The 12,519-nt window shown below is 49.0% G+C and carries 11 protein-coding genes; 5 read left to right on the top strand and 6 right to left on the bottom strand.

The genetic code is table 11. From position 1 onward, the window contains the following. Positions 1–62 precede the first annotated feature (62 nt). On the top strand, positions 63–563 hold the full coding sequence (locus PQQ36_RS16320) for an opioid growth factor receptor-related protein (RefSeq protein WP_061057690.1): 501 nt from the start codon (positions 63–65) through the stop codon (positions 561–563). A gap of 79 nt (positions 564–642) precedes the next feature. Here PQQ36_RS16320 and tdh read toward each other — a convergent pair whose 3' ends face one another. The 3 genes from tdh to PQQ36_RS16305 form a co-directional block, all read right to left on the bottom strand. Then, complete coding sequence (gene tdh / locus PQQ36_RS16315; RefSeq protein WP_011082342.1) at positions 643–1,674, bottom strand: L-threonine 3-dehydrogenase; 1,032 nt, start codon at positions 1,672–1,674, stop codon at positions 643–645. Positions 1,675–1,746: 72 nt separating this feature from the next. Then, positions 1,747–2,940, bottom strand: coding sequence for a glycine C-acetyltransferase (locus PQQ36_RS16310; protein WP_011082341.1), 1,194 nt, complete (start codon positions 2,938–2,940; stop codon positions 1,747–1,749). Positions 2,941–3,214: 274 nt separating this feature from the next. Beyond that, complete coding sequence (locus tag PQQ36_RS16305) at positions 3,215–4,468, bottom strand: SGNH/GDSL hydrolase family protein (protein ID WP_015727532.1); 1,254 nt, start codon at positions 4,466–4,468, stop codon at positions 3,215–3,217. A 440-nt stretch (positions 4,469–4,908) separates the two neighbouring features. Between PQQ36_RS16305 and PQQ36_RS16300 the strand changes: the two genes are divergently transcribed. Further along, positions 4,909–6,933: a S8 family serine peptidase gene (locus tag PQQ36_RS16300; protein WP_065090956.1), complete on the top strand. Its 2,025-nt coding sequence runs from the start codon at positions 4,909–4,911 to the stop codon at positions 6,931–6,933. 6 nt (positions 6,934–6,939) lie between these two features. Then, positions 6,940–7,287 carry a hypothetical protein gene (locus PQQ36_RS16295; protein ID WP_060533340.1) on the top strand — a complete coding sequence of 116 codons (348 nt, stop codon included), beginning with the start codon at positions 6,940–6,942 and terminating at the stop codon, positions 7,285–7,287. Positions 7,288–7,409: 122 nt separating this feature from the next. On the opposite strand, the gene PQQ36_RS16290 is transcribed toward PQQ36_RS16295, so the two are convergent. Then, positions 7,410–8,651 (bottom strand): MDR family MFS transporter, encoded by a 1,242-nt coding sequence (locus PQQ36_RS16290; RefSeq protein ID WP_011082337.1) that lies wholly within the window; start codon positions 8,649–8,651, stop codon positions 7,410–7,412. 313 nt (positions 8,652–8,964) lie between these two features. Between PQQ36_RS16290 and PQQ36_RS16285 the strand changes: the two genes are divergently transcribed. Next, complete coding sequence (locus tag PQQ36_RS16285; RefSeq protein WP_225480004.1) at positions 8,965–9,876, top strand: LysR family transcriptional regulator; 912 nt, start codon at positions 8,965–8,967, stop codon at positions 9,874–9,876. Beyond that, positions 9,876–10,259: an SMU1112c/YaeR family gloxylase I-like metalloprotein gene (gene gloA2 / locus PQQ36_RS16280; protein WP_080537021.1), complete on the top strand. Its 384-nt coding sequence runs from the start codon at positions 9,876–9,878 to the stop codon at positions 10,257–10,259. Before PQQ36_RS16285 ends, gloA2 begins: the two co-directional genes overlap by 1 nt. A gap of 194 nt (positions 10,260–10,453) precedes the next feature. Here the strand turns inward: gloA2 and PQQ36_RS16275 are convergent, their stop codons facing one another. Next, a complete protein-coding gene (locus PQQ36_RS16275; protein ID WP_273661815.1) occupies positions 10,454–11,869 on the bottom strand; it encodes a PepSY-associated TM helix domain-containing protein in 1,416 nt (471 codons plus the stop codon). Positions 11,870–11,976: 107 nt separating this feature from the next. Then, positions 11,977–12,333 carry a hypothetical protein gene (locus PQQ36_RS16270; RefSeq protein ID WP_375295045.1) on the bottom strand — a complete coding sequence of 119 codons (357 nt, stop codon included), beginning with the start codon at positions 12,331–12,333 and terminating at the stop codon, positions 11,977–11,979. Positions 12,334–12,519 lie beyond the last annotated feature (186 nt).

The raw sequence follows: 12,519 nt of genomic DNA, 5'->3' as shown, positions 1-12,519 counted from the left end.
GGCGTTGTGAAGGCTTCACTCAAAACACATTCCCCCACTACAGAGTTTTTACAGGATTTTCAATGAGTGAGATTGCTCGTTTCATCTCTGGCGAAGCGCCAGACAAGTTTGGTCGCAACATAGAACAGTTGCTGGCTTACAACCACTTTTGGTTGGAGCACGACCACAAATACATACAAGTGCTGTTTCCGATTGACGAGGGAACCAAGTTCAATCAACACGCTCCTCTTGTAACAGCGCAAGACAGAGAGCAATTTGCCAACTCTTTAGCCCTTCGCACCGCACATTTGAAGGCTCTCGATCTTATGCTCGAATTTTGGGGCATGGTGAGAAATGGCGATGAAATCTCATCGTTACTGCCGCTCAGCCCTACTAATCATGTCTGGCTTAAACACCACGACCACAACCAACTACGATTAACGCGAGCAATTCGCAGCTTGTATCTATTGGGTAATGAGCGCATTGCAAGCAACCTGTGTGATTTCCTTCTCTCTGCCGCCAAGCAAGTGGGTAGTGTCTCGGAGAAAACGCTGCGGTATTGGTGCCATGCTCTAGAAGAGTGAGAAACGCGAAGCATACCGATGGATGACAACGAAAAAGCGCCCCTTTCGGAGCGCTTTCGTTATTTTTGGCTAGGGCCGATTATTCCCAATCAAGAATCACTTTGCCTGACATGCCGCTGCGCATGATGTCGAAGCCTTGCTGGAAGTCATCCACTTTGAAGTGGTGAGTGATAATTGGTGTTAGGTCAAGGCCAGATTGAATCAAGCTTGCCATCTTGTACCAAGTTTCAAACATTTCACGGCCATAGATACCTTTGATCACCAAGCCTTTGAAGATCACTTGGTTCCAGTCGATACCCATGTCTGATGGTGGAATGCCGAGCAGTGCAATACGGCCACCGTGGTTCATGGTTTTCAGCATTGAGTTGAATGCTGATGGGTTGCCCGACATCTCTAGGCCCACGTCGAAGCCTTCTGTCATGCCTAGCTCTGCCATCACATCGTCAAGCTTCTGCTCAGCAACGTTCACTGCGCGAGTCACGCCCATTTTGCGTGCGAGGTCTAGACGGTATTCGTTCACATCGGTGATCACGACGTGGCGCGCACCAACGTGCTTCGCGACCGCAGCCGCCATGATGCCGATTGGGCCAGCGCCGGTGATCAGTACATCTTCACCAACCAGATCGAACGACAGTGCAGTGTGTACTGCGTTGCCAAACGGGTCGAAGATAGACGCAAGATCATCAGAGATGTTTGCAGGGATCTTAAAGGCGTTGAACGCTGGGATCACAAGGTATTCAGAGAAACAACCTGTGCGGTTTACGCCCACACCAATGGTATTGCGACACAAGTGCGTGCGGCCGCCACGGCAGTTACGACAGTGGCCACAAGTGATGTGACCTTCGCCAGAAACGCGGTCACCGATTTCAAAACCACGAACTTCTTGGCCAATGCCAACCACTTCACCCACGTATTCATGGCCAACCACCATAGGTACTGGAATGGTTTTTTGTGACCATTCGTCCCAGTTGTAGATGTGTACGTCGGTACCACAAATCGCGGTTTTCTTAATTTTGATCAGCAGATCGTTGTGGCCAAGAACAGGCTTGTCCACTTCGGTCATCCAAATGCCTTCTTCTGGCTTTAGCTTTGATAGTGCTTTGATTTTCATAATTTAGCCTTAAATAAAGGTACTAGGTACTAGGTACTAGGTACTAGGTACTAGGTACTAGGTACTAGAATCCTAGATGATACCCATGTCTTTGCCCACTTCGATGAAGGCATCGATCGCGCGGTCTAGTTGCTCGCGTGAGTGCGCCGCAGACATTTGCGTACGAATACGCGCTTGGCCTTTTGGTACCACAGGGAAAGAGAAACCAATGACGTAGATGCCTTTTGCAAGGGCACGCTCAGCAAACTCTGCGGCCACTTTGGCATCGCCTAGCATGATTGGAATGATAGCGTGATCGGCACCACCCATGGTGAAGCCAGCCGCTTCCATACGCGTGCGGAAGTGCGCTGCGTTTTCCCATAGGCGCTCACGTAGATCGCCACTTTCTTGTAGCAAATCCAATACGCGAATTGAGGCGGCAACAATGGCAGGTGCCACTGAGTTTGAGAATAGGTATGGACGAGAACGCTGACGTAACCAGTCGATCACTTCTGCTTTTGCGGATGTGTAACCGCCTGATGCGCCACCCATCGCTTTGCCAAGCGTACCAGTAATGATGTCGATGCGATCCATCACATTGTGGTACTCGTGCGTGCCTGCGCCGTTTTTGCCCATAAAGCCGACGGCGTGAGAGTCATCCACCATCACAAGCGCGTTGTATTTGTCCGCAAGGTCACAAATTGCTGGTAGGTTCGCAACCACGCCATCCATTGAGAACACGCCGTCAGTGACGATCAATTTGTGGCGAGCGCCAGCGGCATCCGCTGCGATCAATTGCTCTTCTAGCTCGGCCATGTTGTTGTTTGAGTAGCGGAAACGCATTGCTTTACATAGGCGCACACCGTCGATAATAGATGCGTGGTTCAGTGCGTCAGAGATGATCGCGTCTTCTTTATCTAGCAAGGTTTCAAATAGGCCCGCGTTGGCATCGAAACAAGAGGTGTAAAGGATGGTGTCTTCTTTACCTAGGAATTGAGAAAGCTTTTGCTCTAGCTCTTTGTGGATGTCTTGTGTACCACAGATAAAGCGCACAGACGCCATACCAAAACCGTGGCCGTCCATGCCCTCTTTTGCCGCTTCAATCAGCGCAGGGTGATTCGCCAAACCTAGGTAGTTGTTGGCACAGAAGTTCAACACTTCTTCGCCACTGGCAATCTTAACGGCTGCTTGCTGGTGAGAAGTAATAATACGTTCAGATTTGTAGAGACCTTCCGCTTTCACATCTTCAAGTTGATCGCGAATTTGCTGGTAAAATGCAGACGACATGGAGAATTTCCTTCCAGTTTGATTGGCCAACCTTGAGGTCGGCTGATTATAGGGCAGCCTTTATGTGACAAGGGTCACAGGCGAATGCGCGTTATTACTTTCAAGTGTAATCCATGGCAGAGAAAACGATTATCCCAGTATTTGGAAAAGCATTAGTGAATTTCAGGCACAAATGAAATTTATCCCCCTCCCCCCTTCCCTACCGAAAAAGAAAACGGAAGCACTTGGCTTCCGTTTTCATTGTTAACGCTAAGAGGTATTAGGCTCTGTTGACCTAAAAATTAAAGCGTTGCATGCCTGCCCCTGGTGCGAGCATTTTCTCGGCGATGTATTTGTGCACTGCCGTGGTGGGATGCGTCACGCCCCAGAATACGTATTTGTCTGAGCTGTGAGTGGCACAATCGTTGGTCAAGCTGTGGCTGTATAGGTAGTCCGCTGAAGAGGCACGATTGATGTTCAAACAAGCGTCGCTGGCGTTTACAAAACCATGTTGCTGTGGGTTTTGCGTCAGTTGTTCAAACAGGCCATGTGTATCGTAAAGGGTGATGTTGTAACCCTGAATGATGTAGAAGGCCGCTTGTGCTTTGATGAATTCGTTGAACTCGACGATCTTCGCGCGCACTTTCTCTATTTCCGCTTGAGTGGAGTATTTGAACTGTGGCGCTTTGGTTGCATCAGGCAAGGTCATCAGCATGATGTTCTTCGCCCCTGCGTCAGTGAGTTTGATCAGCGCGGTGCTGAAATCGGTTTTCACATCCACCACTTCGCGGTTGTAGTTCATGAAGTCGTTCAAGCCAAACTCCAGTGTGAACAAGGTGTTTTCTGGCTTGTAGTTTTTCGCCATTTTGGCGTACGTGAGGTAAGAAAGTACCTGATCTTTCACGCCAGTTAGCGCCACGTATTGGTTGGAACCGGCCGCGCCACCCACTGCCCAGTTATAAAGAGGCAGTTTCTTCGCCTGCGCGATGTATTCCGTCCAAACAAAACCGTTAGAGAAATGGCCAAGGAACCAGGTATCCGGGTTCGGGAAACGCCACTGCGCCGCGTTGAAGATGTTGCCGGTATCAGAGAGGCTGTCACCGAATGCGACAATCTTGTTGATTTGATCGGCTTGCATCACCGGATCATTGGTCCAAATGGTGTGGTTGTATGACCAACGGTTGTCCGCAGCAAAATAGGTGATGTCTGCGGCATCGTGCGTGACGCCTAGCGTCTCTTCACAACGTTGCTTAATCACGTTTTGTGATGTGTTGGTGTAGAACATGTTTTTCAGGCGAACCGAGCTCCACCAATAACCGTCGATGGTAAAGTAGCTGCCGTCCGGATTTTCCGCCCATTCCCAATCGGTCGCCGATTCGTCATGAGAATTGCCCGTTCGATACCAACAACGTACATAAGTATACGTTTCTTTACTTTGCGTACTGAACACCTGTGCTGAAGTGATCGCTTCAGGAGAGAGAGCTGGCTCATCCGCCACTGCAGATGTGAAGGGCAACAGAGCACCCAACAGAATAGTTATCTTCTTCATAGAACTATCTTCTTATGTTTTGATTATTAATCACCAGTTGAGAGAATTTCTCACTGGGAACCTTCTCATTTTGAGTACAAACCCTATCAAGTCAACTAACTAAGTATTCAATTTTACAAAACTGGTACCAAAGTCAAAAAGCATTCATGGGATTTATAGCGCCATAATTTATAAATTTAGAATAATTACTCACTCACAATAATTTAACATTCATTTTTTCGTAATTAAGCTTTTGCTTTATAAGTATTTTAACCGAACAAATCATGTTCACTCGTTCTGTTTAATCGGTGACAACCTGTTCATTATCTGTTCTATATGATGCGATTTTTTTGGCATTTTATAACCAAGCGTTATAGCTAAGTAACGCAATTGAAAACACATGAAGTGACTTTTCATTGCGCATTTACGCATAAATAACCAGCTCAAAAGGAATGGAGCAAATGCATTACACAACAACAAAAGCTTCCGGGATTTTATCCCTCACTGCCCTTGCTGCAGCCATCATGACGTCCACATCGGCGCACGCAGTTCCGCCGATGGCCTTCGACGAAAGTGATCTTCCCACCAAATACATAGTGAAATTTAAGGAAGGCAGTAACGCTCGCTCAGCAATGACTCATAACCGCTTCTTTGCGCCAAACATGGTTCGTGAAGCGGTGTTGGATAAAGTCAAAGCACGAAAAGTCGAAAGGCTTGGCAATCAAGCCATTTATAGCGTTGAAATCGACAACTCAGAACTCAGTGAACTGAGAAGCCACACGGATGTGGAATATGTCGAAGTGGATCCACCGCGCTATTTACTTAGTGAAACGACGCCTTGGGGTTATGGCGCGGTCAACGCCCAATTGTTGATGGACAGTGACGCTGGCAATCGCACCGTTTGTATCATCGATTCAGGCTACGATTTAAGCCACAATGACTTAAGCGGTAACCGCGTCAATGGCAGCAACGACAGTGGCACAGGATCATGGAGCGATCCGGGTAACAACAACGCCCACGGCACTCACGTTGCTGGCACCATCGCAGCGATTGCCAACAATGAAGGCGTGAAAGGCATTATGCCGAATCAAAACGTCAATCTGCACATTGTGAAGGTGTTTAACGAATCAGGCTGGGGATACTCTTCGAGCTTGGTGAAGGCGATTCAAACTTGTGCTGACAACGGCGCGAATGTTGTGAACATGAGCCTTGGTGGTAGCCAATCTAGCCGCACGGAAGAAAATGCACTGAAGACGATTTACGATCAAGGCGTATTATTGATTGCTGCGGCAGGTAACTCGGGCAATACCGCTCACAGCTACCCGGCTTCTTACGATTCTGTCATGTCTGTTGCGGCGGTGGACAGCAACAACGACCACGCGGCGTTTTCTCAAGCCACTAACCAAGTAGAAATTGCCGCGCCAGGTGTGGCGATTCTTTCAACTGTCACCGTGGGTGAAGGGGTACTTTCCGATATTTCACTCAATGGCAGCAGCTACTTTGACCGTGGTGTGGTGCCACATAATCGCCTCATTGTTAGCGGCAGCAATTATGTGCCAGCCCCCGTGGCAGGCAATGTTACCGCAGCGCTCGCCTCTTGTGACATCTCTTCCGGCCAATATGTGTGTGGCGATATGAGTGGCAAAATCTGTTTGACTGAGCGTATCGACAATCAAACCGCTTCCGCCCGTCCAGAAATCAACGCAGTGAAAGCGTGTCACGATGCAGGAGCCAGCGCGGCGATTGTCTACAGTAATTCAGCATTGCCGGGCTTGCAGAATCCATTTGTGCTCGATAACAACGACAGCTACCGCATGGTCTCGATGACGGTTGATCGCACATTGGGTCTGGAGCTGGCGAACGCGGTTGGTCAAGCGGTGACGGTTTCCACCACCACAGGTCGCGATTACGAGTACTACAATGGCACGTCAATGGCGACGCCACACGTGACCGGCGTTGCGGGCTTGGTTTGGAGCTTCCACCCAACTTGTACTGCGCAGCAAGTGCGTAAGGCGTTAACCGCAACGGCAACCGATATCGATGTCGCAGGACGTGACAACCGCACAGGCTATGGTTTGATCAATGCAGATGCAGCCAAAGCGTACCTAGATGCCGGCTGTAATGGCCCAGTAGGTACGGGTGGAGATACATACACCAACAGCAATGTGGTGTCGATCCCTGACAATTCGCGTGCGGGCGTGATCAGTGTTTTGGATGTAGCGCGCTCTGGCGATGCTGGTGTGGTTAGCATCGATTTGGATATCAGCCACACTTACATTGGCGATCTTAAGGTCACACTCACCTCACCAACTGGTGGAGAAGTGGTGCTGCACAACAACACTGGCGGTTCAGCGAATGACATTCGTCAAAGCTACCAAGTGGATTTCAGCGGTTTTGAATCTCAAGGTGTTTGGGAACTAAAAGCAGTAGACAGTGCCAGAAGAGACACAGGGACGATTAACAGCTGGACATTAACCTTCCAGTAAGGAGCCATGATGAAGAAGTTCACCGCAAAAACGACCGCGATGACGACAACGATTCTTGCCCTCTCCATTGCCGCAGGGTATTCCTTCGCCAATAACAAGGGGTTTCCTGTCGATGGTCAAAACGAAGCGTTCGCCACTCAACAACCGGCAAGGTACTTTGTTAAGTATCAAGCAGGTAAAGAGAGCGAGGTCCGTGAGCTTCTTCGCTCGCTCAAGATCGAAGTGGTGGATGCCTTGGTCAAACAACGTGTGTTGGTGGTGTCCGGTAGCCAAGAGCAAATGGATAAACTGGCTCAAAGCGAATGGATAGACTACACCGAACAAGAGCCTGTTAGGCAGTTGTATACCCAGTAATCGAGCGCATTGAGCCAAACAAAAACGCCCCAGCATGTTGGGGCGTTTCGTCTATTGTTGGCCACTGCTTATGGTTCGCGGCCATTTATTGCGCCTGTCATATTTGTGCCCACCATGGAGGGTCACTGCGCGATGGCTTGTTCTCTTTCCACATTATCTTGGCTGTTTTCGGCAAGCCAGTAGAGCCAAATCATCATTAGGCATAGAGCGAAACAGAGCCCAAATAACCAGTTTGAGTTCAGCGAATCGATCACCATACCGCCAACCAATGGGGACACCGCAAAACCCAACGAATAAAGCGCCGATGCGCCAAAATAGGAGCCGCGCAAATGCGCCGGTGCCAAGCGGTCAATCTGCACATTCAAGGTTGGGAAGGCTATCACTTCGCCTAAGCTCATCACAAAACAAGCCAGAGCCCAGCCCCAAGGTAAATCCGCGGGTGTGAGCATAAATCCGATTTGTGCCAGCGCCATCAACATCATGCCAATACGCGTACGTAAAAAGAGCGGCACGTGCTCTAGCCATTTCAACATCGGAAACTGAAAAATGATGATGGTCAACGTGTTCACCAGCACCAATCCGGCCACCAGCGTTGCCGCATCGGTAATGTCGGAACGTACGATGACCTGCGGGATAGACGATTCCAACTGGGCATAGACAAACATCATCAAGAAGTTGGCAATCATCAATTTAACAAAGATGGCATCGCGACTGATGACCTTCATCGTGGCACGGAAGTTAGGCAACAAAGAGGGATCGGGCTTGGTAAAGGTCTGTTTGCGTTCAATGCCAAAAAACAGCCACACGGTGTAAACCAAATACGTCACACCTGTGATGTAGAAAAGATGTTGTGGTGAGCTCAAACCAATCGTCACCCCCAACAGCGGGCCAATCGCACCACCTAAGTTGAGCAAAAAGTAACGAATGTTCAGCGCCAGTTCGCGGTCTTTCACGTTGGCAAGATTATCGCCAATCACCGCTTTGGCGGGTGCTTCGATCATCGGCCGCATTAGGCCCGTCACCAGCATCAGAAAGTAGAAGTGCCACAATTGATCCGCTAAGGCGATGCCAGTGTACGCCGCAGACGCCACCAAACTGCCGATCACCATCACCCACTTGCGGCCAAACTTATCGGACAGATAGCCCGAATAGAGCCCTGTCACCGCGCCAACAATCGCCGAGCCAGCCAGCATGCCGCCAATTTGCGCCGCACTGGCGTTGTAATCTTGGTATAGGAAAACAATTAAAAATGGCCACGCCATAAAGTAACTGGTGCGCGCCAACAAAGTCCCACTGAGCACCGTCCAGATGGAAAAATTAAAACGCCTTATTCTCTCTCTTTGAAATAAACTTTCTCTCTCCATACACCTAGCCTCTCTCGTCCGTTTTTCTGTTTTTTTTAAGTTTGTGCCAACCTTCCCATCACAGTACCCACCGCAAGCGTTGAAAGCGCGCCCTTTCGCAATCGGTTGCTGATCACAATTTGGCCAGTATAGAGAGCTAAGTCACAATATGTAACCCCATTGTTAAAATTATTTTTCCCTCTTATACCGCGAGCTAACGCACTGCCCAAAATGCGTTTTTTTAACCAAGCAAACGTGAACTGTTGCGCGCGAAAACAGGCGGATTTCTGTTACACTGCCAAGCCAAATGGTGTTGTAAAAGAAGCGCATTCTCATGGTTAACCCGAAACTCATCGCCCTCCTGCCCGATCTTGCCAGTTTTATCTTGGTGGTGAATGAGGGCAGTTTTACCGCCGCAGCAAAAAAGCTCGATGTGACCCCTTCCGCGTTAAGCAAGTTGATCACCCGCTTAGAACAGGCATTGCAGGTGAAATTGTTTGAACGCACCACGCGCAAATTGCTCATCACTCAGGCGGGACAAAAGGTGTATGACCAAAGCATTGCGATGGTGAATGCCGCTCAGCAAGCGATTGAGATTTCTGCCTCTGACCACAGCGAACCAGCAGGAGCCTTAACCGTGGCGGCACCAGAAGCGTTTTTGAATTCCGTGTTGCAACCCTTTGTGGTGCCCTTTTTACAGCAATACCCGAATATCCAACTCAAACTGCGCGCCGCAGACGGCGAGATTGATCTGTTTCGCGACAATATTGACGTGGCGTTTAAACTGACCGACAAACCGGATGAAAATTTGGTGCTCAAAGAGCTCAGTAAAACCCATCTGGTTTTGTGCGCCTCTCCGGATTACCTAGTGCAGCGCGGCATGCCCAGTCACCCGACCGAACTCACTGAGCATGACTGCTTGTATTTGGCGGAAAACGACAAAGACAACCTGTGGTCATTCTTTAAAGATGAAGCGTTTTATTCGGTAGCCGTTTCTGGTCGCTATGCCGTTAACCATTCGCAAATGCGCCTCAACGGCGTCAAACAAGGGCTCGGCATCGGCATCTTCCATGATTTTGTGATTCGTGATGCGCTTGAACGCGGTGAAGTGGTTAAGGTGTTGGACGATTGGATGATCAAAAGTAATTATCACGGCGCGATTGCCATGCAATATCCGCAAACCAAATACATGCCCGCTCGTTTGCGCGTGTTTATCGATTTTATTAACCAGAAGTTGGTGTTGTGATGCTGAAAACCGTTCATCATGTCGCGATTATTTGCTCCGACTACCCCCGTTCGAAGCAGTTCTACAGTGAACTGTTGGGGCTGACGATCATTGCAGAAAATTACCGCGAAGCGCGAGACTCTTATAAGCTTGATCTGGCGCTGCCTTGTGGTACGCAGATCGAACTGTTTAGTTTCCCCAATGCGCCAGAGCGGCCCAGTTTCCCCGAAGCGCAAGGGTTAAGGCATTTGGCGTTTGTGGTGGAAGACATTGTGCAAATGAAAGACTATTTAGAAAGCCACGATGTGCTGGTCGAGCCGATCCGGATCGATGAGTTTACCGGTAAGCAGTACACCTTTTTTGCCGACCCTGATGGCCTGCCGTTGGAGCTATACCAACAATAGCTTTACTAACGATAGCTTTACCCACACTAGTTTTACCAACGATAGCGTTATCGCGCTAACCAAGGTGATTTGGGCGCGAGTACCCAAATCACCTAAGAACGCATTCTGCAATCTACTCAAAACGCGCTATTCAAACCTCTCTATTTCAAATAGATCGATTCAAATAACTCGATTCAAACCAATGGGCTTAACGGCTAGCTAAACGCCGTTTTCAAACGTTCAACACGATTAAACAGCAGCCAATCGAGTAGCAACACCACCACAATGCTTGCGCCCGCCAGCGGGAAGAGCACACCGATCACCACGAGCGTCACCAACGCTGTTTTCCACACGCCATCGCTGGCAAATTTTGCGGGCACGCCCAGCTTACCCTGACCAACAGGACGACGAAGCCACCACATGATTCCCCCTGTCACGGCAATCACCACAAAGCCCAAACACAATAGCGCGTTGGCCACTTTATTGAACACACTGATGTCTCCTTGGTGCAGCGCAATCCCTGCCGCCATGGCTTTGGCGACGAGGTTGTAATCTTCCCATGTCACATCAGCCAATAACGCACCACTGTATTGATCAAAATGGCTGGTGCGATCCTGCGTTGGGTCGATAATGTCGCCGCTCATGGTGTTGGCAGAAAGGGTAAAGACGCCTGTCTCTGAGCGAGGAAAATTGAGTTTGTAGTGGGTAAATCCTAACTCACGCGCTTTGCTCACCATGGCATCAATGCCGATGTTTTCCATCATGGTGTGATGCTCTGAATCCGCCATATTGCTGTGATCGTGAGAGGCTGGCAGTGGCGTTTGTTCCAGATTCCACGGCATTTCTTCTTCGCTGCCATGGTTCAGATCTTGGTGTGTGAGGGTAGAAAGCGGCACATCGTCCCATTTCTGCGCAGGAAAGCTACTCCAAGGTTGCACAAACTTGCCTCCCCAAATGCCTGCCCACGCCAAGCCGGAAAGCAAGAAAAAGAGCAGAATAATGCTGGTTAGCCCACCGAGATTGGCGTGCAGATCTCGCATCATCACGCGCTTGCCTGAGTTCAAACGCAAGCGCAAAAAGCCCGCACGGCTGGCATTATCTCGTGGCCACCACAAGTAAATCCCCGTCACCAGTAACAAAATAGACAAACTGGCTGCCACTTCGATGAGGTAATCGCCATACTCCCCCATCAGCAGCTCTCCGTGGATATCATTCGCCAATTGGTACCAACTGTCACTGCGATCAATCGTGCCAAGTACCGCACCAGTGTAGGGATCCACGGTGACAAAGCGGGAGGTGCCGTCGACAAACTTGACGTTAAAACGGTTAGCTAAATCTGCCTGTTTCGCAGGCACAAATTGGGTAACGGTACCCTCTGGATAACGCGCTTGCACGTTGGCCAGCTGAGCCGATGGCAATACCTCATGATGTTGAGGCGTAACTTGAAGAATGGATTGATAGCGAGCAAATTCGATTTCATCATCAAACAGCATCACAAGCCCAGTGACACTGAGCATCAGCATAAAGGGGATAACAAAGAGCCCGGCATAAAAATGCCAACGCCAGGTGAGAAAGTAGCGAGATTTTGCACGCGAGCTGGGTTTGGCGGTCTTAGAGTGATCGCTCAACATTTTATAAATTCCTTTTGCGAACGCTAAAAAACACCGTAACCGAAGAGGAAACAGTGCGCTATGAGCGTGTTGACTTTACTTAAATGAGTGTTGTTTTAGGTTTTGTATTAAGTCAGCGTCGTGAAAGGTGGCGCGCGCGGAACTTGCCTTTCAAATCGTACACTTAGAGCCAAAAAAGTGTAGCTGTCTGAAATAACCAAGCTCTGTCGTGTAAGAACAAGTGCAGTTGGAAGCGAATCTTGATGGAAAGTAGAAAAATGGCTAAATGGACAAGGCTTACCGCTGTGAGTAGGCACCTCTTCGCCTTCTTCTATTTGAACCAGTTCAAAGCCATTAACGGTACAAAGCGTCGCCCATACGCCTGCTCTGTTACCATGAGCATTGATAACAGGCATTAACGTGACTAACACCCAGCTTAACGCGGTCGCCACGAGCATTGAACGATGGAAAGAAGATAAACGCATCATAACCGTTGTTTAACAATTTGCTAGAAATGTTATAGCAAAGCGTTAATCCTTGCAAAATGGAGGTGAATAAGTGATTTGTTTATCACAAGAAATCACGCATTTCGTTACGATTCTCACCTCCGCATTCTCTTCCTTTTAAGTTTGATCTTGCTTCCATAAAGGCTAAGCGATTGGATTTACATC

The organism is Vibrio sp. CCUG 15886 (assembly GCF_028570825.1).
Lineage (GTDB): Bacteria > Pseudomonadota > Gammaproteobacteria > Enterobacterales > Vibrionaceae > Vibrio > Vibrio vulnificus_B.
Note: the sequence above shows the minus strand (reverse complement) of the source record. Positions and strands in the feature narration are given on the sequence as shown.